Annotated in this window: 23 protein-coding genes; 7 read left to right on the top strand and 16 right to left on the bottom strand. The window is 64.1% G+C overall.

The genetic code is table 11. The features are described from left to right. Positions 1–222: 222 nt before the first annotated feature. The gene (locus UC34_RS02405; protein WP_052810870.1) at positions 223–555 is read right to left on the bottom strand and encodes a DUF2917 domain-containing protein; all 333 of its coding nucleotides are present in this window, start codon (positions 553–555) and stop codon (positions 223–225) included. Positions 556–655: 100 nt separating this feature from the next. Here UC34_RS02405 and UC34_RS02400 point away from each other — a divergent pair, with 100 nt between their 5' ends. Continuing rightward, positions 656–1,696, top strand: coding sequence for a transcriptional regulator GcvA (locus UC34_RS02400; protein WP_044453669.1), 1,041 nt, complete (start codon positions 656–658; stop codon positions 1,694–1,696). A gap of 39 nt (positions 1,697–1,735) precedes the next feature. Here UC34_RS02400 and UC34_RS02395 read toward each other — a convergent pair whose 3' ends face one another. The 11 genes from UC34_RS02395 to UC34_RS02345 all read right to left on the bottom strand — a co-directional run bounded on the left by UC34_RS02395 (position 1,736) and on the right by UC34_RS02345 (position 12,719). After that, positions 1,736–2,008, bottom strand: a complete 273-nt coding sequence (locus UC34_RS02395; RefSeq protein ID WP_044453667.1) for an HP0495 family protein — start codon at positions 2,006–2,008, stop codon at positions 1,736–1,738. Beyond that, the gene (locus UC34_RS02390; RefSeq protein ID WP_044453665.1) at positions 2,005–2,853 is read right to left on the bottom strand and encodes a D-amino acid aminotransferase; all 849 of its coding nucleotides are present in this window, start codon (positions 2,851–2,853) and stop codon (positions 2,005–2,007) included. Before UC34_RS02390 ends, UC34_RS02395 begins: the two co-directional genes overlap by 4 nt. A 19-nt stretch (positions 2,854–2,872) precedes the next feature. Continuing rightward, the gene (locus UC34_RS02385) at positions 2,873–4,060 is read right to left on the bottom strand and encodes a D-alanyl-D-alanine carboxypeptidase family protein (RefSeq protein WP_052810869.1); all 1,188 of its coding nucleotides are present in this window, start codon (positions 4,058–4,060) and stop codon (positions 2,873–2,875) included. A gap of 259 nt (positions 4,061–4,319) precedes the next feature. Next, positions 4,320–4,949 (bottom strand): alpha/beta hydrolase, encoded by a 630-nt coding sequence (locus UC34_RS02380; protein WP_044453663.1) that lies wholly within the window; start codon positions 4,947–4,949, stop codon positions 4,320–4,322. Positions 4,950–4,994: 45 nt separating this feature from the next. After that, entirely contained in the window at positions 4,995–5,324 is a 330-nt protein-coding gene (locus UC34_RS02375; RefSeq protein WP_044453661.1) for a (2Fe-2S) ferredoxin domain-containing protein, read from the bottom strand. Between the two features lie 290 nt (positions 5,325–5,614). Next, positions 5,615–7,156: an MFS transporter gene (locus UC34_RS02370; RefSeq protein ID WP_044453660.1), complete on the bottom strand. Its 1,542-nt coding sequence runs from the start codon at positions 7,154–7,156 to the stop codon at positions 5,615–5,617. A gap of 293 nt (positions 7,157–7,449) precedes the next feature. Beyond that, complete coding sequence (locus tag UC34_RS02365; protein WP_044453658.1) at positions 7,450–8,622, bottom strand: VanZ family protein; 1,173 nt, start codon at positions 8,620–8,622, stop codon at positions 7,450–7,452. Positions 8,623–8,637: 15 nt separating this feature from the next. Further along, positions 8,638–9,678, bottom strand: a complete 1,041-nt coding sequence (locus UC34_RS02360; RefSeq protein WP_052810868.1) for an ABC-type transport auxiliary lipoprotein family protein — start codon at positions 9,676–9,678, stop codon at positions 8,638–8,640. Between the two features lie 14 nt (positions 9,679–9,692). Then, positions 9,693–10,661, bottom strand: coding sequence for an MlaD family protein (locus UC34_RS02355; RefSeq protein WP_044453656.1), 969 nt, complete (start codon positions 10,659–10,661; stop codon positions 9,693–9,695). Beyond that, the gene (locus UC34_RS02350) at positions 10,651–11,598 is read right to left on the bottom strand and encodes an ABC transporter ATP-binding protein (protein ID WP_084070313.1); all 948 of its coding nucleotides are present in this window, start codon (positions 11,596–11,598) and stop codon (positions 10,651–10,653) included. Before UC34_RS02350 ends, UC34_RS02355 begins: the two co-directional genes overlap by 11 nt. Further along, on the bottom strand, positions 11,598–12,719 hold the full coding sequence (locus UC34_RS02345) for an MlaE family ABC transporter permease (RefSeq protein ID WP_044453652.1): 1,122 nt from the start codon (positions 12,717–12,719) through the stop codon (positions 11,598–11,600). Before UC34_RS02345 ends, UC34_RS02350 begins: the two co-directional genes overlap by 1 nt. A gap of 216 nt (positions 12,720–12,935) precedes the next feature. On the opposite strand from UC34_RS02345, the gene UC34_RS02340 reads away from it, so the two are divergent. The 3 genes from UC34_RS02340 to UC34_RS02330 are packed head-to-tail and all read left to right on the top strand — an operon-like array spanning position 12,936 to position 16,133. Further along, positions 12,936–14,030 (top strand): biotin--[acetyl-CoA-carboxylase] ligase, encoded by a 1,095-nt coding sequence (locus tag UC34_RS02340; RefSeq protein WP_063389809.1) that lies wholly within the window; start codon positions 12,936–12,938, stop codon positions 14,028–14,030. Continuing rightward, positions 14,027–15,277: a type III pantothenate kinase gene (locus tag UC34_RS02335; protein ID WP_052810866.1), complete on the top strand. Its 1,251-nt coding sequence runs from the start codon at positions 14,027–14,029 to the stop codon at positions 15,275–15,277. The genes UC34_RS02340 and UC34_RS02335 overlap by 4 nt, the downstream gene beginning before the upstream one ends. 1 nt (position 15,278) lies before the next feature. Next, the gene (locus UC34_RS02330; protein ID WP_044453650.1) at positions 15,279–16,133 is read left to right on the top strand and encodes an SPOR domain-containing protein; all 855 of its coding nucleotides are present in this window, start codon (positions 15,279–15,281) and stop codon (positions 16,131–16,133) included. A gap of 259 nt (positions 16,134–16,392) precedes the next feature. Here the strand turns inward: UC34_RS02330 and UC34_RS02325 are convergent, their stop codons facing one another. The 3 genes from UC34_RS02325 to UC34_RS02315 all read right to left on the bottom strand — a co-directional run bounded on the left by UC34_RS02325 (position 16,393) and on the right by UC34_RS02315 (position 18,919). Next, positions 16,393–17,400, bottom strand: coding sequence for an asparaginase (locus UC34_RS02325; protein ID WP_044453648.1), 1,008 nt, complete (start codon positions 17,398–17,400; stop codon positions 16,393–16,395). Beyond that, complete coding sequence (gene rfaE2 / locus UC34_RS02320; protein ID WP_044457649.1) at positions 17,397–17,900, bottom strand: D-glycero-beta-D-manno-heptose 1-phosphate adenylyltransferase; 504 nt, start codon at positions 17,898–17,900, stop codon at positions 17,397–17,399. The genes UC34_RS02325 and rfaE2 overlap by 4 nt, the downstream gene beginning before the upstream one ends. 146 nt (positions 17,901–18,046) lie before the next feature. Next, on the bottom strand, positions 18,047–18,919 hold the full coding sequence (locus tag UC34_RS02315; RefSeq protein WP_174556777.1) for a ferritin family protein: 873 nt from the start codon (positions 18,917–18,919) through the stop codon (positions 18,047–18,049). A gap of 716 nt (positions 18,920–19,635) precedes the next feature. Here UC34_RS02315 and UC34_RS02310 point away from each other — a divergent pair. From UC34_RS02310 to UC34_RS02300, 3 genes are all read left to right on the top strand, one after another. Next, positions 19,636–20,241 (top strand): chalcone isomerase family protein, encoded by a 606-nt coding sequence (locus UC34_RS02310; protein ID WP_084070308.1) that lies wholly within the window; start codon positions 19,636–19,638, stop codon positions 20,239–20,241. 30 nt (positions 20,242–20,271) lie between these two features. Beyond that, positions 20,272–20,709, top strand: coding sequence for a nuclear transport factor 2 family protein (locus UC34_RS02305; RefSeq protein ID WP_044453644.1), 438 nt, complete (start codon positions 20,272–20,274; stop codon positions 20,707–20,709). A 171-nt stretch (positions 20,710–20,880) separates the two neighbouring features. Beyond that, positions 20,881–21,468 carry a LysE family translocator gene (locus UC34_RS02300; protein ID WP_044453642.1) on the top strand — a complete coding sequence of 196 codons (588 nt, stop codon included), beginning with the start codon at positions 20,881–20,883 and terminating at the stop codon, positions 21,466–21,468. A gap of 4 nt (positions 21,469–21,472) precedes the next feature. Here the strand turns inward: UC34_RS02300 and UC34_RS02295 are convergent, their stop codons facing one another. Further along, on the bottom strand, positions 21,473–22,324 hold the full coding sequence (locus tag UC34_RS02295; RefSeq protein ID WP_044453640.1) for an AraC family transcriptional regulator: 852 nt from the start codon (positions 22,322–22,324) through the stop codon (positions 21,473–21,475). Between the last annotated feature and the right edge of the window lie 6 nt (positions 22,325–22,330).

The following is a 22,330-nucleotide window of genomic DNA, read 5'->3' as shown; positions in this document are numbered from 1 at the left end:
GGCTCAGGGGAACGATTACGCTGGTTTCGACGTGTTATCAGGGTATCGACGTTCGATTATTGCGCGCTCTGTTGTGAATTCGATTAACACATCCGGGTGACAGACAGTATCGTCCTCAATCATGAAAACGGCACGCAAAATGAAACACGCGCTCCTCGGCAATCTTTGCCTCGGAGCGCGTGACGAGTCTGTGGAACGATGCCCGGCAGTCCTCAGCTTACGTCAGGCGGCCGCTGTGCACGAATTGGCCTCCCGCGCGGCGCGACGACCGGCCAACCACTTGCGAAGCACGCGCATCAGCGAGAAGCGGTGCGCCACTTCGCGCTCCAGTTCGGCTTCGGCGGTTTCCTCGGAAGACAGCCAGTAGCGGCGTCCCGGCTCGACGGCGAGGCGCTGGCCCGGCGCGAGCCAGTAATCGCGCGGATCGCCCGCTCGCGTGACCCAGACCGACGCGCCGCGCGCGACAAGCGTATGCTCATGGTGCAGGTCGAGCGTGATGACTTCGCCCGGGCGAAGACCGTAGAAGTACTGAACCTTTGTCAAATTGTTTTGCATTTTACGACCCCCACTCAGTGCGAGACAATGACTGAATCATAGGGACTGGCAGGCGCCGCACCAAACGACATATTTTCACGGCCTTGCGAATAAAGCTCACATGGATCTTCGGAGACTTCCCAATCTAAGCGCCTTGCGCGCCTTCGAGGCGGCCGCCCGCCTCGAGAGCTTCTCACGTGCCGCCGAGGAGTTGTTCGTCACGCATGGCGCCATCAGCCATCAGATCCGCGCGCTGGAGCAGGAGTTGGGCACTACGCTCTTCGCCCGCAACGGCAAGCGCATCAGCATCACGCCGGCGGGACGCCAGTACGCGACGTCGATCCGCGCCGCGCTCACCGACATCGCGCAGGCCACGCGCAAGCTTCAGGCGGGCACGCGCAGCGAGCGCCGACTGGTACTCACAACCATGCCATCGTTCGCCAGTCGCTGGCTCACGCCGCGCATTGGCCGGTTCATCGACCGGCACCCGGAACTGGAAGTCGAACTGCGATGCAGCGCCCAGTTGAGCGACTTCGAACGCGACGACGTCGACGTTGCCCTGCGCATGGGCAAAGGCAACTGGCCCGGACTGCACATCGAGAAAGTGCTTGACGACGTATTCTTCCCCGCGTGCAGCCCGACCTACAACGACGGCAAGCTGCCGCAAACCGCCGAGGAATTCCGTGCCAGCACCCTGCTGCGCTCGCAGGACGAGCCTTGGGCGCCCTGGTTCGCCTCCGCTGGCTTCGACCTGCCCGAGCCGATGCAAGGCATGATGTACGAGGATTCGGGAATGCTGTCGCAGGCGGCCATCGTCGGTCAGGGCGTGGCGCTGGTGCGGCGCTCGCTGGCGGTCGGGGACATCATGGCCGGGCGCCTGGTGCGTCTGTCCGATGTGGATACGCCGTGCGAATGGGATTACTTCTTCGTGTGTCCGCACGCGGTGCTCGAGACGCAGCGCGTTCAGGCGTTCAGGACATGGTTTCTGGAGGAAGTGGCGGCGTTCGATCTGGTCAAGGACACGCGCGCGCGGCCCACACAGCCCAGCCATGCCGCGCTCGCCGCGGGCATGGCTGCGACGGCGGGGGAGATGACGACGCATGCCCAACTGGGGCTCGGCCCCAAGGCGATGCCCGATGACGGGGCGCCGACGAATGCCTGAGCTGGAGCCCGAGCCTGCGCCGACGTCCCTTCACGTCGGTTAAAGCACTACCTTGACCATCGGGTGGCTGGTGAGCTTGCGATAGATGTCGTCGAGATGCGCCTGCGAATGGGCACGAACCGTGACGGTTAGCCCCAGATACTTGCCCGAACTCGACGGACGCATTTCAATCGTGGCTGCGTCGAACTGCGCATCGAACTCACGCAGCAATTCCGCAATCGCCTGCGCAAAACCGTCTTGCGCATGGCCCATCACCTTGATCGGGAAGTCGCACGGAAACTCGATCAGACTCTTCTTCTCTTCCGTCGTCATAGTGCCTCCTTGGCGCGTTGATACGCCGCATAAAGCGCGCGGAAGACCGGGCCCGGCTTACCGTTGCCGACCGGCTTGCCATCGAGCGAGACGACCGCCAGCACTTCCTTCGTCGCCGACGTGATGAGCAGTTCATCGGCGTCGCGCACTTCCGCTTCGCTCACCGCACGCTCCTCGAACGCAATGCCGCATTCCTGCGCCAGCGCTTCGAGCGCGCCGTAGCGAATGCCTTCGAGAATACGATTATCGCGCTGCGGCGCGGCCATTGCACCGTGCTTGATGACCCACACGTTGCTCGACGACGCCTCGGTGAGCAGGCCATCACGGAACTGGATGGTCTCCTGCACGTCGTGATCCGCCGCGTATTGCGCCATCAGCACGTTGCCCAGCAGCGAGGTCGACTTGATGTGGCAGTTCAGCCAGCGGCGGTCCTCATGCGTGACCGCGCCAACGCCCTGCTCCACTTTCTCACGGCTCGGCAGCGTGAGCGGCGTGGCGATGCCGAACACGGTCGGCGTCACATCCTTCGGGAAGGTGTGCGCACGCGGTGCGACACCACGCGTGACCTGCACGTACACGCTGTGCGGATCGGCCGAGCACGTGGACGACAGGCGCGCGAACAGCGCCTCCCATTCGGCACGCGTGTATGGGTTGGCGATGCGGATTTCGGCGAGACTGCGCTCGAGGCGGTCCAGATGCTGCGCGAGACGGAACGGCTTGCCGTGATAAACCGGCACGACTTCGTAGATCCCGTCGCCAAAGAGAAAACCTCGGTCGAGCACGGAAATCTTCGCGTCGGCGAGCGGCACCAGTTCGCCATTGAGCCAGACGGTGGGGTTGTTCATGATGCTGACGTCTTCCGGATTACTTCTTCACGAACATCAGACGCAGGGCGTCCCACGCACGGCCGATGAAGCTGGCCTGTGCCACGTCGCTCAGTGCGACGACCGGGAATTCGGCCAGTTGCTTGCCGTCTGCCATGACCTTGACGGTGCCCACCTGCGCGCCGTTGGCGATCGGTGCGATCAGCGGCTCACGCAGTTCGAGCTGCGGCTTGATCTTGTCGGCCACGCCCTTGGGCACGGTGATGAAAGTGTCCTTCTTCACGCCGATCTTCAGCTCGCTGTCCTTGCCCTTCCAGACCTTGGGCGTGGCAACCACCTGGTTGGCGCCGTACACGCGCAGCGTGTCGAAGTTCTGGTAAGCGTAGTTCAGGGCCGAGAGGCTGTCCTGCACGCGCGCGCGCTCGGTCGGCTCGCCGACGACCACCGACAGCACGCGGCGGTTCACGCCCGGCGCGCCCGGCAGCGGACGCGAGGCGGTCGACACGAGGCAGTAACCGGCTTCCTTCGTGTGTCCCGTCTTCAGACCGTCGACGGTGGGGTCGAGGTACAGCAGACGGTTGCGGTTCGGCTGGCGGATGTTGTTGTACGTAAAGCTCTTCTCCGAATAGACCTTGTAGTACTCGGGGAAGTCCTGAATCATGCGCGTCGAGAGCGTGGCGATATCGGCCACGGTCGTGTAGTGCTGCGGGTCGGTCAGACCGTCGACGTTCGTGTAGTGCGTGTTCTTCAGACCCATGCGCTGCGCGGCACGGTTCATCAGTTCGACGAAGCCCGGCTGCGAGCCGCCGACGAGTTCGGCCAGCGCGATGGAAGCGTCGTTACCCGACTGGATGATCATGCCGTAGACCAGATCGTGCACCGAGACCGGCTTGCCGGCCTCGATGAAGGTGCGCGACTCGTCGCGGCCCACCTTGCGCACCGACTCGCCCGGTATCACGGTCTGCTCCCACGAAATGCGCTTGTCGCGCAGGGCTTCGAAGACCAGATACGTCGTCATGATCTTGGTGAGCGAGGCCGGCTCCACACGGGCGTCCGGGTCGCCGGAGGCCAGCACCTGACCGCTGGTCACGTCGACGATGGCCCACGCCTTGGCCGTCATCGGCGGCGGCGGGATTTGTTGAGCACGAGCGGGAAGCGTAGCGAGCGAGCCACAAGCGACAATCGCCGCGGCGACGGCGGCACGGGACAGCGAAGCGTTGAATTTCATTGGCGATGAAGAAAACGAAGTGAGCGATGTAAGACTCAGGGGCATCTGCGCTTGAAAGAGCGCCGTGCAACCGACGCTTTGGCGAGCGCGGCACGGCGAAGGAGACGGCGGCACCGGAGCGCCGGAGCCATGCCTGTCGGGGACATAGACCCGACACGGCACGACATGGTTCAGAGGCGAATTATACCCGTCGCGATTTCACGTCCCCAGCGAAGCGAGCGCTGGCTGTCGAAATTGCGCGAAATTCTTCGGGGATGTATCAATGACGCCACGCGTCGACCACGATCTGTTTCAGCAGAGGCAACAGGCCGTGGAAGAAATGCTCGCCGCCGGGGATTACCACGACCGGCAAGGTTTGCGGACGCGCCCAGTCGAGCACCGATTGCAGCGGCACCGTGTCGTCTTTTTCGCCGTGGATGACGAGCGTGTCCGCCGGTACCGTCGCCACGTCCCAATTGCTCGCGGCGGTGCCGACGAACACCAGACGTTGCGCGGGCGTGCCCGCCGCCTCCAGCGTTTTGGCGACGTGCGAGAGCACGAACGTGCCGAACGAGAAACCCGCGAGCGCCAGCGGCAGCGTTTCCCAGCCCGGCTGCTGACGCATCCAGGCAATGACCGCGAGCAGATCGTCGCGCTCGCCGATGCCCTTGTCGTGCTCGCCGGCTGTCTTGCCTACGCCGCGGAAGTTCGGGCGCACGACGGCGTAACCGAGCTGGACGAAAGCGCGGGCGAGCGTCTGGGCCACCTTGTTGTCGAGCGTGCCGCCGAACAACGGATGCGGGTGTGCGACGAGCGTGATGCCGCGCGGCGCGCCCGCCGGGCGATCGATGGCGACTTCGATGGCGCCGACCGGGCCGTCGATGGTGAAGCGTTCAGTCTGAGCGTTCATGAGCGATGGTGATCTGAAATGCGGAGCTGCCGAATCCGTCGCGGATCAGTCGATCAGCAGGCGCTCGACGATTTCGCCTTGCGCCAGATGCTTCTCGACGATCTCGTCGATATCGGTTTCGTCGATGTACGTGTACCAGGTCCCCTCGGGATAAATCACCACGACCGGTCCCTGTTCGCAGCGATCCAGGCACCCGGCCTTGTTCACGCGCACCTGACCGGGCCCCGCGAGACCGAGCTGTTTGACCTTCTTCTTGGCGTATTCCTGCATCGACTGCGCATTGCAGTTCGCGCACGACGGGCGGTCGGCGCCCGCTTCGCGCTGATTGAGACAGAAAAACACGTGATGTTTGTAGTACTGCGTGGGGGTAGTCATGTCGGATTTGCGGGGGAATGGGCGACTTAACGACACGCGGCAAGCGTGCGGCTGACGATTGCGAGCCATTCTAACCGACCTTCCCGGCCATTGCGGCACGCCCGGCAGGCCGGCCGGGTGCGGCATCGGAACAGATTGCGAAAATGCGGATTCCGGGACGGACCGCCACGGCGTATCGACGGCGCTCGCCCGGCGCCCGTGCCCGCCCCGACTGTCGAACCGTCCGAAGGGTCCGGCTGGGTCCGGCTGGGTCCGGCTGGGTCCGGTCGGGTCCGGTTGGGATCGGGGGATCAGCGAAGACGCCGTTGTACCGCCATGAACAAGGCGCAGAAACCTGCCAGACAGGCGAAGCCGAAGAACACGTTCACGCACGAGAGCACAAGCGCCTGCTGCGAGGCGAGGCTGCCGACCCATGCAGACGCCATGTGGGCGGCCGTCGTCGGATCGACGCTTGCCGCGAACGTCTGTTGCGCCTGCGAAACTGCGGCGTTGTAGGCGGGGTTAAGCGGCGTCATGGCGGGCGTGAGCTGATGCATGAAGACTGCCTGACGATCCTGCATGAGCACGGCCATCACGGACACCGACATCGAGCTCACCAACTGCCGCACGATGTTCTTCGTCTGGTAGCCGTGCTGGAACACGTATTCGTCCATGCCGCGAAACGTCAACTCGGCGATCGGAATCATGGCGAACACACCGCCCAGGCCGCTCAGCACCATCGGGGCAATCAGCCACGCGCTCGACACGCCCTGATAACTTTGCGAGAGCAGGAACGCGTAGCCCAGCAGACACAGATAGCCGAGCAGTACGAACGGCTTGAGTTGCACGAACTTCGGGCGCGCCAGCGTGTACAGGACTGCGACGACCAGACTCGTGACCGAGGCGACCGCCTGCAGATATCCCGTATGTTCCACACTCCAGTTCAGCCCCTGCTGCATGTAGATCGGGAACAGATACGAGGTCGAGTAGGAGAAGAAGTAATACACGGCGTACCCGCCTAGACCGAGAACATAGACGGGGTTGCGCACCAGCACGCGAAAGTCGATGAGCGGCTTGTGATGCGAATACTGATGCCACATGTAGCCAATCGCACAGACGGCGCCTACCAGACACAGTTCAAGCAGATGCAACGGATTGGAAAAGAAATCGAAGCGCGAGCGCTGCATCATTACTTCGACGAACAGCACGCCCGCGGCAAAGAACACGATGCCACGCATCTCGAACTCGCCTTCGTCACGCAGGCGTTCACGAAAGTCGGGAATGAAGCGCCACGACGCGAAGGCGCCGGCCAGCGCAATCGGCACCATGGCGAAGAACACCGACGACCACAGGAAGTGATCGACGAGATAGCTGGCCAGCAACGGCGCGGAAATCTGCGCGCCGAAAAATCCGTACGTAAAGAAGAGCAGCGCCCGCATGCGCAGTTCGGGCGCGAAGCACAGATTGATGAGAATACGGCTGGCGGTAAACAACGATCCCGCGCCCAGTCCGAGAATGAATCGTGCGACGGCAAGTTGTGTCGGGTTATGGGCCATGCCGCACAACCAGGCGCCGAATGCCATGAGCGTCAGCGCACCGGTCAGGAACCCGCGATACCCGAGGCGCGCCGCGAGCCAGCGCTGCTTGAGAATGACGAGGATGCCGGCCACGGCATAGAGGGTGGAGACGAAGGCGTATTCCTCGGGCGCCGCACCGACGCCGCCCGCGATATGCGACGACGCAAACACGAACATGCCGTTCTCCAGCATTTCGATGCCCGTGGCGGCCGCAATCACGGCCATCAGCACACGCTGCCGTGTCTTGTGCGCAAACACCAATCCCCAGGTGCTCATCTTCCCTCCCAATGAAAACCGCCCGGGATCTGCCTGAGGATGCCGGGCGGTCATGGCACATCAAGTATCAGCGTGCCTTACACAGGAGTTTAGGAGTGGCGCGTCGTCTCACCAATGGATTGCAGGCCAATACGCTATTTCCAAAATGGAAACAATCACAAGGTGAAATCTACCGCCGAGCCCTTGTCTGGCGGGGGTTTCGGCGAAACAGCGCCGGGAAATAGCAGAAATAGCACCGAGGCACGCCCCCGAAGCGTGGGGAACAGCCCGGTGAAAGCGAATGGCGCTCAGCGTCAGCGCTGCTTGCCGACGCTACGTGCAGGCCCGTGATGGCTGGGATCGAACATCGCGAGCAGGTAGATCAGCACAAGATACGGCCAGGTCCAGGCGAGCCAGCGCGCCAGCACGTTGAAGTGCACGTACTGCCCCTGCCGCCATGACTGAAGCGCGGCCTCGTAATACGGGTTGGCGGGCAGAAGATTGACGAAGACCAGCAGCACCACGAGCGCCGCCAGCGCGAGCGCACCGCGAAGCGAGCGAGGCCCGCGCCCGGCCACCGCGAGCACCAGCGCGCCGATGATCAGCCCGTAGATTGCTCCCGCCGTCACCCAGTCGAACGCTTGCGACGGCGAAAACTGCCATGCCGAAGTGATCGCCTTGATCGCGAACGCGCTGATGAACATGGCGCACAACAGCGGCACGCGCGGCGCCGAGCGACGCATCGCCAGCGTCGCGAGCAAGCCGGCCAGTACCGTGCCGCTTGCCGTGACGACCGTTTCCCACAACGCGTGGCTAGCCACCGCGTCGAGCGCCGACAGATAGTCCTGCAGTTCTCCGAGCTTCGGCACCCAATCGAGCACCAGATCGGTGATGTCGGGGTCCTGCCAAAGCCAGATCTGGCGCACGAGATCGCCGTCACCGAAGAGGAATTGCTGGGGATAGGCTTGCGCCCAGGGCCATAGCGCGAGCAACACGAGCAGCAGACTCGCATGCCGTTCGAACCACGCGAAACGCAGGTGCCTGAGCCACCCGCGATCGAGCAGCGGGCTCGTAAGCGGCACAGCAATCGCACCACCGATGAGCGCGCCGAGGGCGTTCGTCGCCAGATCGACGTTCGACGCTACGCGCGTCGGCAGATACGTCTGCAACGCCTCCATGCCGCAAGAGAGCAGTGCGCCAAGCACGAAGGCGGCGAGCACCGCACGCGTACCTCGCCACGCCGGGTGCAGCGCCAGCACCGTCAGCACACCGAGCGGCACGTAGCCCAGCACGTTGGTCACGACGTCGAACATCGTCATCCAGCGCGGAAGCGGCGCGAACAGGTAGTCGAAAGGGCCGACGGCGGCGCGTTGAAATTCGAACGGATAAAGACTCGCGTACGCCACCAGCAGAATCAGACACAGCAGTGCCTGACGCGTGAGCGGAGAAGCGCGTCGTTGCCAGGGTTTGATGTTCTGCTCGGGCATGGGCGAGACAGCCCGCTATCGCGACGGTGCCGCGGCGCGCGCGCCAGTCGAAGGCGGCAACGCTGACGACGTCGCTGCCGGCAATGCGCGCGTTTGCGCCGGTGCGCGAGTCGTGGCCGAGGGGGCGGGCACGCGGCCGGCGAGCCACTGAATCAATTGACGCTGCACGGTGTCGCTTGCCGATGCGAGCGCCTTGGCGCCGCCGGCCGCATCCGCCGTAGCCGCGGGGGCCTGCCCGCGAAGCGTGGTCTGGGCAAGCAGTTTCGGGCCATCGAACAACGTCGCCCGAACCTGCACTACGCCGTGACTTGCCGACGTGCTGTCGAAGTACTGCGCAAACTCCTCGATGTCGACGCGCAGCGCAGGCGCCGCTGCAGGGTCCCCTGCGGCGAGCACGACCCGATCGACCGCCAGGGCAGCGCGCAGACGATCCCCGAACAGCCGTGCGGGCGAAGACAGCCAACGGCTATTTGCATACACGCGCGCCTGGTCGCCCTCGCTGGCAGGCAGACGGTAATAGATCATGTCGGAGTCAAGCCAGCTCGGCGCATTGACGACGACCTTGAGCGGCGAGAGCTGCGGCGTACTGGCAGCGGCGACATCGGATGTCGGCGCATTCACGCCATTCGCACCATTCACGCTGCCCGGAACGCTCGCCCCCTCGCCGCTGCTCTGGCCGTTTGTGCCGACAAGCGCCGACGCAGGAATCGTGGGCGGGCCAAGGTCGAAGCGCGCCAGCGAAGCGGACGGCGCCGGGGCGGCGCAACCGGCCACCAGGACAGCCGTCCCCGTGACCATGCCCAATGCCGTCAGGACCGCCGTAGCCGCGCGCCTGGCAGCGTCACGGACCGAACCGTTGGCTGTGCACTGCGCGACACCGCGCAGCCGTGCGTTGAATCCACGCTTGGGGTTCACCGAATTCCTCGTCGTCGTGTTCAGTTCGTTCACCGTTGTTGCCCCAGTCCCGTCGAACGTGCGGTTCGTGTCGTCAAGCCCGACCGCCCCAGCCCTTGCCATCCATCCGTTCGGTCCACCCATGTCGATATCCCCTTGCATGACGGTGTCGCGCCTCACTGACTTGCCCCGCTCGTCGCGCCCGGCCAAGTGAAACCGGTCTCACCTGGTCCCGGCGGGGGCGGCGTTGTGCCGAACAGCAGCGCGCGCGGATTGCGGTTGATCGTCTCGGCGGCCTGCCCGACTGCCTGCGAGGTGAAGCGCAGATCGTCGGAGAGCCGGTTCAAACGCGGCAGCGCTTCCTGTTGCAGCGAGCCTTCGAACGTCTGCATCGTGCCCTGGAAGGCGGCAAGACTCGACGTCGCCTGATCGGCCGCGCGGCCCACGCTATCCAGATTGCGCACGAGCGGACCTTGCGGATCGGTCAATTGACTCGTCAGGCGATGCGCGCCCGCGAGCGTACCGTTCAACTCGCGCACCGTCTCCGGCAATTGCTTCGTGACGGGCTCCAGTTGCGTGGCCACGCGATTCACGCTCTGGGCGGCCGTCTTCACGCTGTTGATCGAATCCAGAATCGCCTGTCGGTTTTCGGGGGCTAGCAATTTGTTGACCGACGACGTCGCCTCTTCCAGTTGATGCACGAGATTGTTCCCGCGACGCTGGAGTTCGTCGACGAAGCTCGGACGCAACCGCAACTGTGCGACCTGTGTCTCCGAGGACGGCAACAACGTGCGGTCGTGTCCGTCATCGTCGAGTTGCACGAACGCCAGCCCCGTCACCCCCTGGTAGCTCAGCGTGGCGAACGTCGACCGGGTCATCGGCGTGCCTTCGTTCACGAGGATGCGAATCAAAATCTGCCCGGGTTTGCGCCGATCGAATTTGATCGATTCCACCTTGCCGACAGCAAGACCGCGATAGCGCACCGCCGACTCGGGATTGAGGCCTGTCACGTTGGTAGTCGCGACCAGGTCGTAAGGCACCCGCACACGGTTGTCGCGATTGAACCAGTACACCGAAGCGGCAACGGCAGCGAGCAACAGCAGTGTGAACAGGCCCGCCATAAAAGCGTGCGATTTATTTTCCATCGTCGAGTAACTCCGAAATCTTGGCGCGTCGTGCCGCAGGCAAGGCCAGCAAAGCGCGTCTGCCACGCTCACCGAGGAAGAAGGTGTGGATGAACGGATGATCGACACACACCACATCTTCGACCGGCGCATTGACGAGCACCTTACGCTCGGCCAGCACAGCCACGCGGGTAGCGAGCATCATCACCGTATCCAGATCGTGCGTGACCATGACGACGGTCAGGCCGAGCGAGCGATGCAGGCCGCGAATCATGTCGACGAATTCGTCGGACGCCTGCGGGTCGAGACCAGCCGTCGGCTCATCGAGGAAGAGCAGCTCCGGCTCCAGTGCAATGGCGCGCGCAATACCGACACGCTTGATCATGCCTCCCGACAACTCGGACGGCATGCGGTTGGCCATACGCCCCGACAACCCGACCATCTCGAGCTTGTACATCACGACGTCGCGAATCAGGTCTTCCGATAGCGTGTGCAACTCGCGCAAGGGTTGGGCAATGTTGTCGAACACCGTCATCGCCGAGAACAACGCACCACGCTGGAACAGCATGCCCGAGCGACGGCGCAGCAAGTGCGCAGTGCGACGGTCGATCATCGTGATGTCGTGGCCAAACACCCTGATGTGCCCGCTCGTGGGGGCTTCCAGTCCGATGATCTGTCGGATCAGTGTGGTCTTGCCCGACCCCGATCCGCCAACCAGCGCGATGATCTCGCTTTGGCGCACGGTGAGATCCAGATGCTCGTGGATCGTGTGCGTGCCGTAACGCTTGGTGAGGTCGCGAACTTCGATGACCGGTTGCGCTTCACCCGGCAACGTTGAGGACACCGGAGGGCAACTGGCCGATGCACCGAATAACACATCGCCACCCTGCGACGGCACGGCCGCGGAGGCGAGCGAAGGAGATGATGCAGATGAAACGCGCGCAGTGGAATCGCTCATCAGCCGATCCCCACGTTACGGAAAAGAATGGCGAAAACGGCATCCGCCAGAATCACGACCGTAATCGACGTGACGACCGACTGCGTCGTGCCTTCGCCGAGACTCTGGGTATTGGGCTTCACGCGCATGCCGAAGTGGCACGCCACCAGGGCGATCAACATGCCGAAGACAATGCCCTTGCCGAGACCGATCCACAGGTTCGCGATGCGAACGGCGTTGGGCAGCGTAGTGAAGAAGTAATGCAGCCCGATGCCGAGTTCGTACTTTGCCGCGATCGCGCCCCCAAGCAGGGCGACCACGTTCGTCCACATGACGAGAAGCGGCATGGCAATGGCCAGCGCGATGACCTTGGGCAGCACCAGACGCAGGCCATGCGGGATGTCCATCACGCGCATGGCATCGAGTTCCTCGGTCACGCGCATGACACCCAATTGCGCGGTAATCGCCGAACCGGAACGTCCGGCCACGAGAATTGCCGAGAGCACGGGGCCGAGTTCGCGGATCACCGCCAGGCCCAGAATATTCACAATGAATGTACTTGCCCCGTACAACTTCAGTTGCTGGGCGGACAGATAGGACAGCACGATGCCGATAAGAAACGCCACCAGTGCGGTGATCCCCAACGCGCGGGTGCCGGCGCTGTAAATGTTCGCGGACATTTCCAGCCATGGCGCGCGCGCGGGGTGTCGGACGACGCGACCGAGGTCGATCACGAAACGTCCGAACATCGTGATGCCGTCACGCAGATGTTCGCCGAGGGTGAACAGCGAGTAGCCCAGACGGCTGACCGGGTCGACGCGACGCGCAGGCACCGGGCTCTGCCGCGTGCGGTCGAACTCGGCGAGGTGGTCGAACAATGCGCGCTGCGTGGGGGTGAGTGCGATGCGTTGGGGATACTTGCGTTGCCAGTAGCGCCATAGCGCTTGCGCACCGACGTGGTCCAGACGTTCGACACAGGTCAGATCCCACGCCAGTTCGCCGCGAGGCAGGGCGCGAACCAGTCCCAGCAGCGTCTTCTTGCGCTGCGAGAGCGCCAGCGCCGTCCACAGGCCGCGCAGCATGACCACAGGGCCTTGCGCCGAGGTGGTCAGCTCGAGAGTGGGAACGGCATCGAGGTTCAAAACGTTGGATCTCCTGACGACAAACTGGCCGGAATCCGGCATGAATCCAGCAAAACGCGGTCATTGTACGGTACAGGTGCGACCTGTCGATGGCAACCCGGCGCGGGCTGAAAACCCGCCGGAATTGTCCGATGCACGCCCCGGATCATGCCGAAATGCGCGATCCGACGCAGGACAGCCCGGCGCAGCACCAGCCTCGCCGCTACAATAGCAGCCATGAATAACGCCGCATCTTCTACTCCTGACACGCCCGGCGCCGTGACACCTTCCGCCCTGCCGGAAAGCCAGTCCAGCGGAGGGCCGATGTCGTCGATGGCCGCCCCCGCGCGTGAGCTTGACGGCGAGCGCATACGGTCCCGTCTGGTCACGTCGTGCAGGAGCTGGCAGGTCGAAGTCGTCGACGCCACCGGCTCCACCAATCTCGACTTGCTTGCACGGCTGCGCGAAGACGTCTCGTGCGCTCCCATCGTGCGCGCAGCGATGCATCAGACGGCAGGACGTGGTCAGCGCGGACGCGTCTGGCAAAGCCTGCCCGGCGACAGCCTCACCTTTTCACTCGCCTACGTCATGCCCGGTGGACCGGCCGAACTGGCGGGGTTGTCGCTCGCGACAGGGGTTGCCGTCGTCGAGGGGCTCTCCGACCTGCCCTTGTCTGCACCGCAGGCGCTGGGCCTCAAATGGCCTAATGACGTGCTGCTGCGTGGCGGCAAGCTCGCAGGCATTCTGATCGAGACCGTGCCGGCAGGACCAGGCCGCATCGGGGTCGTCATCGGCATCGGGGTCAATCTTCGACACGCGGGCGATGTGGCGACGCGCATCGACAGCGCTGCCGCTGGGGCGAGCGCATCGGCCTCGTCGGGTCTCGGGGCACCCCTCGCGACGCCTGCGGCGTCCGCCCCCTCGGTTGACCGGGCACGCGCCGCTACCGAGACGCTCCCCACCACTCCGACGATTCCCGCCACACCGCCGGCGGCCCTGGAATCGGTGCTCGCGGAACCGGACATGTCATCGGTCCTCATCGCTCTGGTGCAACGTCTGGCCACGATGCTCGAACGGTTCTCGGCGCAACGGTTCGCAGCATTTCGCGAAGACTGGGAAGCCATGCATGCCTACGGAGGATCGTCGATTCGCGTGATCGAACAGGGGCGCGACGTGTTGCACGGTGTCGCGCTTGGCGTCGATTCCCACGGATGTCTGCGGGTAGCGACAGACGAAGGCGAACGCACGATTGCCAGCGGCGAAGTCTCGGTGCGATTGCTCGATCCGTCGTCGGCCGCTGGGGCATCGGGCGCTGGGGGAGTTCGCGAATGAGCCAATCATGGCAGACATCCCCACAACCGACGCTCACGTCGCACGAGACACAGAACACGGGCACGAGCGCCGCCCCCTGGTTGCTCGTCGACGCGGGCAACAGCAGGATCAAGTGGGCACTGGCGCCCGCAACACGGCCCGCGAACTGGCGCGCGGCGGCGCCATCGTTTCTGGCCAGCGGTGCCGTGGACCACGCGCAGTGGCGATTGCTTGCCACGCAGATTCGCGCCGGGTGGGCAACGCTGAGTTCGAACGTCCCGGACGCCTCTGGCGCCGCTGGCGCCTCCCACGACGCTGACGACGCCGACGACGCCGATGCCTCGGGTGTTTCCGCCGCCGATAGGCGCCGAAGCGACCGGCACCCTTTCCCCAATACCGCGCCGCTGGCGCTTGGTCAGGCAGGTCGCAGCACGCAGGACGACGACTTCGTCTGCCCTGCGCCCACTGGCGTGTGGCTGACGAATGTCGCCGGGGAAGCGGCCGAACAGGCCGTGCGCATGACCTTGCAGACCTTGTGGGGCATGGCGTCCGCCGACTGGCTGCAAGTTCTGCAGGCGAGCGAGTCGGGCGCGGGCGTTCGCAACGGTTACCGTGAGCCGTCGCAACTCGGCAGCGACCGATGGGCCAGTCTTATCGGCGCACACGCCGCATGGCCGGACGAACATTTGCTGATTGTCACCCTGGGCACTGCCACCACCGTGGAGGCGCTGCGCAGTGACGGCCAATATCTCGGCGGGCTGATTGCCCCCGGTCCGGCATTGATGCTGCAATCCCTGGCGCAAGGCACCGCACAGTTGCCGACAATAGAGGCGACTACGCCGTCGGGCGGACAAGCCTTCGCGCGCAGCACCGCGGAAGCCATTCTTCGGGGATGCGCCGCTTCGCAGGCCGGTCTCGTGGAGCGCAGCCACGCACAACTGGAATCGCAACTCGGCGCAACGGTGCGCTGTGTGCTGTCGGGCGGCGCACGTCATGCGCTCGCCCATGCATTGACGCTGCCGTTCACCGAACACGATCAACTCGTGACTGCGGGACTTTACGAAGTTGCGCTGCGAGCGGCCGAAGCGTCGCCAGGCGCCGGACCCGCGGCGCGTGACGCCGTCACGCCGTCCGTCAACCCCTCCGCCACATCCCCCGCCACACCTCATGGGGCAGCCAACACGACGGCCGCTACGACAACCCATACGACAACTGATACCCCGGCAAGCAAATCACGCGACGCCGGGCATGCGGACGGAGGCGTCTGAGATGTTGCGCGCATTATTGCTCGTCATGTTTCTTGCTGCGAATGCAGCGTTGGTCGCCGTGCAACTGGGCTGGCTGAAATGGCGTGACGTGCTGCCCGACACCGGTCGCGAACCGGCACGTGTCACGACACAGGTCGACCCCACGCGCGTTCGCCTGACCGGTGCGCAAATCAGTGGCCCGACATCAGCCAGTGCGGCCAGCGCATCCCCCGGGACCTCCGAAGCTCCCGGCGGCGCAAGCGGCACCGAGGCGACGGCCTCGGCAGCATCCGCCGTCGAGGCCGCAGCGAGCCACGCCCTTGCCACAACAGCCCCCGGCGCGGTGTCGAGCGAGCCCGGCGCGTCGCAAGCCGCCGCCGCCGTGACGGCCTCCACCTGCCTCGATGTCGGTCCGTTCGCGGCGGCGGACGCGCAACAAGCGCGGGGCCTGCTTCTCGCGGCACTCCCGGCGGGGCAAGGCGATATTCAGTCGATCTCGGTCGACAAGCGGTACTGGGTGCATCTCGATGCCGTGCCCAACAAGGCCGCTGCCGACAAGCAGGTGGCGCAACTGCGCGCGGCTGGCGTGACGGAGTACTTTCTTGTGAACGACGAGGGCTCAACGCTTGTCGTCTCGCTCGGCCTGTTCAATGACAAGGATCGTGCGACGCGCCTCATGGCGGCGGCGCAAAAGAAGGGCCTCACGCCGCAGTTGAGCGAGAGACCGAATGCCAGGAGCCGAATTATCTATCGCATCGCGGGTATCAATGCGAACGCGGCGACGCAAGTCCGCGGGGTTGTCACCCAGCAATGGTCGGCACAGTTGGTCAAGGCTTGCCCCACACCGGCAGGTAGTCCACCCGCCGGCGTGCATTAGCCGCCTGCCCTGCCCCGCCATCGCAGGTGGTAGGGCTTGGGGGCTGGCGGCTGGCGGCTGGCGGCTGGCGGCTGGCGGCTGGCATCATTCTCGATGTCGTTGCGAATGCCATGCCGCCATAGATGGTCGGTCGTTGGTCGTTGGTCGTTGGTCGTTGGTCGTTGGTCGTTGGTCGTTCGTCGTTCGTCGTTCGTCGTTCGTCGTTCGTCGTTCGTCGTTCGTCGTTCGTCGTTCGTCGTTCGTCGTCGGCCAATACCGGTCAGGACACGCGCCTGAGTTCCACTACTGGGCGCACTACGCCCGTGCGCGTGCCACGCGCGTTCTTGACGACTGGGGCGACCCAGGGGGCCAGACCGGTATCCTCGGGTACGGTCACGAGACCGAGCGCCTTGAGTACCGCAACGGCTGCGGTGTAAAGCGCCCGCATATTGCCGTCGACGACTTTGATCGCAATACCGAGTCCGGCCGAGCGCACGCCAATGGTCTGCACACCGTCTGCGCCGATCTTCGCCACCCAGTCGCCCGGCGCCATGCGCATGAACGCCAGATCGTTGCGCGCCGTGCCGGACACCATCTCGGGTTGCGCTGTCATGGCGGCAAACAGCGTCGAGAGCGCGGCCTCGTCGCTCGCGGCGAGCCGCGCGTACGCCGCTGCCAGCTTGTCGAGCGGCAGCGCGTAATTGGGCGCTGAGCATCCATCGATACCCAGGGGCAACGCACCGCCATCGACACCCACGACATCGCCCACGCGCGCGCGAATCTTCTGCTGCAGCGCATGGTTCGGGTCGAGATAACTGTCGAGCGGCAGGCCATGCTGCACGCAATACGCGAGAAAGCCCGCGTGTTTGCCCGAACAATTGTGGTGCAGCGGCGTCGGCTTCAGATCGGCAGGTGCACGTTTGCCGGTGGCGGAGTAAAACGTCGGCACGTGGCAGCCGCACTGCAAATGGTGCTCATCGCAGCCCGCCTTGTTCAGCAGGCGCTTCACCCCATCCACGTGAAACGATTCGCCGGAATGGCTGGCGCACAGCAATGCCAGTTCCGCCTGCGACAGTCCGAAATGCGCGACGCCGTCCCCTTCCACGAATGGCAGCGCCTGAAATGGCTTGAGCGTGGAGCGAGAGAACGTGAGGAACGAAGGATCACCGGCGGCGTATCGCAGGCGGCCTTGCGCGTCGACAACTGCGACCGAACCGTAGTGCACGCATTCGACCGTATCGACGCCATTCGCGCCGCGCGTGACTTCAACGAGAGGCGCCAGATTCATGATTGTGCCCGCACCTTCTTGAGCAGCGACGTCGTGGAGCGTTGGTGTTCGAACGGAATCGCCAGCGCCCTGCCGCCCCAGCCGCGCACCAGCGCGGACTCGGGAAGCTTGTCCATGTCGTAGTCGCCCCCTTTGACGAGAATGTCGGGCCGCACGGCCGCGATGAGTGCTTCGGGCGTCGTCTCACCGAACGTCACGACGTAGTCGACGCTTTGCAGCGCCGCGAGCAAGGCGGCACGATCGTTCTCGTTGTTGATGGGGCGATCATCGCCCTTACCCAGGGTACGAACCGACGCGTCCGTATTCACCCCGACGACCAGACACGCGCCGAGCGCACGCGCCTGCGCCAGATACGTTACGTGCCCGCGATGCAGAATGTCGAACACACCGTTGGTGAACACGAGCGGACGCGGCAACGTCGGCGCAAGCGCGGCCAACGCTTCGCGCGAAAGAATCTTGGCCTCGAAGTCGGCCTGGGGAATGACTTGGGAAGATGACATGACGATCGATCGAAGTAGGCGCACCTGGCGCTGGAAACGCAGCACGAGCGCTGATGGTCGCTATTGTCCCACGACGCACCAACAAAAAAGGGGCCGAAGCCCCTTTTTCGCTGATACCGCAACGCTCGGCTCGCGCCGACGCCCGTTCAGGCAGATGCCGCCACGGCCGGTGCCGGTGCAGCCACCGCCGCCAGGCGAACGGTGATTTCCTTGCGGTAGCGGTTCAGGTCCTGCGCCGTCGCGAACGTACGCTCGAACAGCAGCGACATGTTGTGCAGAATGCGCTCGACCACCTTCTTTTCCCAGCTGTCGTCGAACTTGATCTGTTCGTCGAGCCAGTGCTCGAGCCACTCCGGCTCCGGCAGACGCGACTGCACCGTGTCGTTCGGGAACAGTTCCTTGTTCACGTGCAGATTGGTCGGGTGCAGCGGCTTTTCAGTGCGGCGCGCCGCAGCCATCAGCACGCCGATCTTCGCGAACGCAGCACGTGCGTTATCGCCGAAGTTCGTCAGCGCCTTCTTCATGTAACGCAGGTAAGCGCCGCCATGACGGGCTTCATCGCGCGAAATGACTTCGTAAATGTGCTTGATGACCGGCTCGGTGTGCCACTCGGCAGCACGGCGATACCAGTGGTTCAAACGGATTTCACCGCAGAAGTGCAGCATCAGCGTCTCGAGCGGCGGCGCCGGATCGAACGGGAAGCGCACGGCGTGCAGTTCTGCCTCGGTCGGTACGAGATCCGGGCGGAAGCGGCGCAGGTACTCCATGAGCACCAACGAATGCTTTTGCTCTTCGAAGAACCAGACGCTCATGAAAGCGGAGAAATCGCTGTCGTCACGGTTGTCGCGCAGGAACATCTCGGTGGCCGGTAGCGCCGCCCATTCCGTGATCGCATTCATCTTGATGGTGCGCGCCTGATCGTCGGTGAGTTGGCTCGCGTCGAACTTGTCCCACGGAATGTCCTTCTCCATGTTCCAACGCACTGCCTCCAGCGACTTGTACAGTTCGGGATACAGCATTTCGGTCATTTCAATTACCCCCAAGGTCGCGAGACCTTACACCAGGACTCAAGATAGTATTGTGAAAGTTTACGCCGAATTTCGACAGACAAAACGGTGAGCGTGTCACGGTCGGCCCCCGCCGTCCGGTTCCACGTCTTGAACCCTGCCGTCGCATAAGGACGGCGATTTCACGCCTGTAATCTGGCCGCATCCTGGCGATATGGCTTAGAGCGACCCTACTAAAATATGGGCAAACTCTTGAATCATAACATAATTCCCCTTCATTACCGTGACGTTTGACACGCACGTGACGGTAATGCGTCGTAATTTTGACGCGAGTCAAATTGTCATGCCAAGCCCCTAAGCTCAAGAGGGCGACGGGCTTTCCCGAACACGTGACGCCCCCCTTGTTGTCGCCCTGTGGAACGACGGTCCGACGCGCTGTCGACGGCGATTCGTACCCTGTACGGCGGCGCAGATCAGGGTATTTCCTTGTGCCTCGGGCCTGCGCGAGTGGCGTCCGATGGTCTACGCTGGAAACATTCTGGCGGCATTCCAGAGACATTGGTTACGCGTTTGCGACGCCCTATCCGGCACTGATCCGCCTGTTTTGAGGATAGTTCTCAGTCGCAATTACGCAACACGTATGATGGGCAGACGCCCGGCCGACGCAGCCGGACGTCCCCGACGGGCCCACCGACTCGACTGAATCCTTGCGCGATAAGGAGCCGAGCATGGCACTTCGAGCACATCGGGCAAGCCGGGCGCGCCTGACACATCAGGCATTTCGCCCCGCTTTTGCCGTATGGCTGCGCACCGTCTGCTTTTTGATGGCGGTCGCGGCAGCGCCCGTCGCACAGGCGTTCGACGCCGGCCAGTTGGCCTCGCAGGAGGTTCCCGCCGCCCATCTGGTCGGACAAGGATCGTTCTCGCGAATGGGCTTCCATCTCTACGACGCAGCGCTGTTCGTCGGCGCCGAGCATGTCGGGCCGAACTGGAGCGCCCATCCTCTGGTCCTCGACGTGCGCTACGCACGTAGTTTCAAGTCGCGCACGCTCGTGCAGCGCAGTCTGATCGAGATGAGCAAGTTGCAAGTGGGGACCGAGGCCGAAAGGCAGCGCTGGGCCGACGAGCTCGCCCGCATTCTGCCCGACGTATCGGCAGGACAGCACATCACAGGGGTTTTCCGACCGGGCGACGGCACGCGCTTCTTCTCCGACGGCAAGCTCATTGGCCAGATCGCAGGCGACGCCTTCGGGCGCGCCTTCTTCGCTATCTGGCTGGACCCGCGCACCAGCGCGCCCGACCTTCGCGCGGAATTGATCAGCGACGCCCGCTGACCCGCGCCCGGACTCGTCGCCTATGGATCTATGGAAATCGACCACACGGCAGCGCTCACACGCCTTACACACTACGTCGAGACCCTGACGCGTCAGAGCGTCGACAATCTGGGCGAGTTCTACACGCCCAACGTCTACGTGAAGACACCGCTTCACGAAGTTCGCAGCGCCGCCGAAGTCGCCGGACTGCTCACGCATCTGTTCGAGCGCCTTGACGTGCCGCGCATCGAAGTGACCGCCCAGTTGCTGCAACACAATCAGGCGCTGATCGTGTGGAATCTCCACTTCCACGCCAGGCGTTGGCTCGACGACGAACAAGTCATCCACGGCGCCTCGCATTTGCGCCTTGCCGTGGACGGGCGCGTCGCCTACCAGCGCGACTATTGGGACGCCACGGAAGATCTCTATCTGAAACTGCCCTTGCTTGGCCGCCTGATACGGTGGCTGCGTCATCGACTTTTCCGCTAACTTTTCCCGCGAGATCTGCGCCGACTTGTCCTCCGACGCCGGACACGGCGCCTCGTCGCCACCGTCGATGATCCGAGGGCAGTTTTCTTCAATACGCCGCAGACATCCCCGTCTACAGTCGGAATCCAGCACTGAGCCCCCGCTGCGCACGTGCTTGCAACGAGGATTCCGATGACACTTTTCTATTCGATGGCCGCCTTCGCGCTGGCCGCTTCCATCACCCCTGGTCCCGTCAATGTCGTGGCGCTCGGTTCGGGCGCGCGTTATGGCCTCGTGCCGAGCCTGCGCCATGTGACCGGCGCGACGGTAGGGTTCGTCGTGTTGCTCGTCGCCGTGGGCTTCGGCGTCTACGAACTGCTGCAACGCGTGCCGGCGCTGATGCGGGCGATTCAGTGGTTCGGCGTCGCGTTCTTGCTGTACATGGCGTACAAGCTGGCGGTCGACGACGGCGAACTCGGCGACGCCGACCCGCAACGTGGCCCGTCGATGTCGCACGGCGCCATCATGCAATGGCTCAACCCGAAGGCCTGGCTTGCCGCGCTGGCGGGCATGGGCGCCTACACCGGTGGCGACGCCAGCCGCATCTGGCAATTCGCGGCGATCTACTTCGTCGTGTGCTGGTTGTCGGTGGGATGCTGGGCGGCGGCGGGGGCGATGCTGCGCCATCATATGCGCCACCCCAGGCGCGTGCGCCATCTGAACCGGGTAATGGCCGCGTTACTGGCAGGCAGCGCCGTCTATCTCGTCGCGGCAGGGTGACAGCTCAGGCCGCGCGCGGCTCCCGGTAATGGCCGGGCGTGGCGGCAAGCAACTGTTTGAAGGTGCGCTGGAAGTGCGCCTGATCGGCGAAACCGGCATCGAGCGCCACCGCCGCAATCGCATGTCCCCGACGCAGGCGCGCCCGGGCGTACTGAATCCGCTGATTCATGAGAAAGGCATGCGGCGTGAGGCCATACTGCGCGCGGAACGAACGCGTCAGGTACGACGCCGAGAGCCCCGCCGCCTCACAGATCTGCGCGAGCGTCAGGGCTTCGCGGCAATGCGCACGGATGAACTCCGCCGCGCGGTTGAGCTTTTGTGAATCGTCGCGCATCGGCGTCGGTGCGGGATTCAACCGCTCGTGCACATCGATGAAGAACTGCTGCACGACACCCTCGCGCTCCAGGGTATCGCGCGACGCGTCGGTACACACGTCGTAGAGCCGGTTCAGACCTTCGTACAGCGCAGGATCGTTCGACGACATCGGGTCGAACAGGTGTAGATCGCGCCCATGCGAAAACCCCAGTTCGCGCTGGAGATCGCGCAGCCACGTCGTGTCGACGAACAGCATGCGATACGCCCACGCCTCATCGCCGATGGGGTTGCATGCATGCACCGCGTCCGGGTTCATCACGACGACGCTGCCACGCCCGACCGTCTCGCGCGCGCGGCCGTTCAGATACGTGCTGCGTCCGCCGGTGACCGCGCCGATGGAAAACGTCTCGTGGCTATGCAACGCGTAGCACACGCGACGTCCGTCGAGCACTTCGCGCGCTTCGATGAACGGCAACGACGGATCACGCCAGAACGTGGACGGATAGGGACAAGCGACACTCGACGAGACAGGTTTCGACATGGGTTG

Source organism: Pandoraea vervacti, assembly GCF_000934605.2.
Lineage (GTDB): Bacteria > Pseudomonadota > Gammaproteobacteria > Burkholderiales > Burkholderiaceae > Pandoraea > Pandoraea vervacti.
This window is presented reverse-complemented; position numbering and strand designations above follow the sequence as displayed.

Coding starts and splice junctions, on each gene's coding strand:
- UC34_RS02355 (WP_044453656.1), bottom strand. CDS start 10,661: ATGGAAAATAAATCGCACGCTTTTATGGCGGGCCTGTTCACACTGCTG.
- UC34_RS02305 (WP_044453644.1), top strand. CDS start 20,272: ATGGAAATCGACCACACGGCAGCGCTCACACGCCTTACACACTACGTC.
- UC34_RS02300 (WP_044453642.1), top strand. CDS start 20,881: ATGACACTTTTCTATTCGATGGCCGCCTTCGCGCTGGCCGCTTCCATC.
- UC34_RS02315 (WP_174556777.1), bottom strand. CDS start 18,919: ATGCTGTATCCCGAACTGTACAAGTCGCTGGAGGCAGTGCGTTGGAAC.
- UC34_RS02335 (WP_052810866.1), top strand. CDS start 14,027: ATGAGCCAATCATGGCAGACATCCCCACAACCGACGCTCACGTCGCAC.
- UC34_RS02405 (WP_052810870.1), bottom strand. CDS start 555: ATGCAAAACAATTTGACAAAGGTTCAGTACTTCTACGGTCTTCGCCCG.
- UC34_RS02390 (WP_044453665.1), bottom strand. CDS start 2,853: ATGAACAACCCCACCGTCTGGCTCAATGGCGAACTGGTGCCGCTCGCC.
- rfaE2 (WP_044457649.1), bottom strand. CDS start 17,900: ATGTCATCTTCCCAAGTCATTCCCCAGGCCGACTTCGAGGCCAAGATT.
- UC34_RS02395 (WP_044453667.1), bottom strand. CDS start 2,008: ATGACGACGGAAGAGAAGAAGAGTCTGATCGAGTTTCCGTGCGACTTC.
- UC34_RS02350 (WP_084070313.1), bottom strand. CDS start 11,598: ATGAGCGATTCCACTGCGCGCGTTTCATCTGCATCATCTCCTTCGCTC.
- UC34_RS02400 (WP_044453669.1), top strand. CDS start 656: ATGGATCTTCGGAGACTTCCCAATCTAAGCGCCTTGCGCGCCTTCGAG.
- UC34_RS02340 (WP_063389809.1), top strand. CDS start 12,936: ATGAATAACGCCGCATCTTCTACTCCTGACACGCCCGGCGCCGTGACA.
- UC34_RS02295 (WP_044453640.1), bottom strand. CDS start 22,324: ATGTCGAAACCTGTCTCGTCGAGTGTCGCTTGTCCCTATCCGTCCACG.
- UC34_RS02385 (WP_052810869.1), bottom strand. CDS start 4,060: ATGAAATTCAACGCTTCGCTGTCCCGTGCCGCCGTCGCCGCGGCGATT.
- UC34_RS02365 (WP_044453658.1), bottom strand. CDS start 8,622: ATGCCCGAGCAGAACATCAAACCCTGGCAACGACGCGCTTCTCCGCTC.
- UC34_RS02330 (WP_044453650.1), top strand. CDS start 15,279: ATGTTGCGCGCATTATTGCTCGTCATGTTTCTTGCTGCGAATGCAGCG.
- UC34_RS02375 (WP_044453661.1), bottom strand. CDS start 5,324: ATGACTACCCCCACGCAGTACTACAAACATCACGTGTTTTTCTGTCTC.
- UC34_RS02325 (WP_044453648.1), bottom strand. CDS start 17,400: ATGAATCTGGCGCCTCTCGTTGAAGTCACGCGCGGCGCGAATGGCGTC.
- UC34_RS02370 (WP_044453660.1), bottom strand. CDS start 7,156: ATGAGCACCTGGGGATTGGTGTTTGCGCACAAGACACGGCAGCGTGTG.
- UC34_RS02310 (WP_084070308.1), top strand. CDS start 19,636: ATGGCACTTCGAGCACATCGGGCAAGCCGGGCGCGCCTGACACATCAG.
- UC34_RS02360 (WP_052810868.1), bottom strand. CDS start 9,678: ATGCAAGGGGATATCGACATGGGTGGACCGAACGGATGGATGGCAAGG.
- UC34_RS02380 (WP_044453663.1), bottom strand. CDS start 4,949: ATGAACGCTCAGACTGAACGCTTCACCATCGACGGCCCGGTCGGCGCC.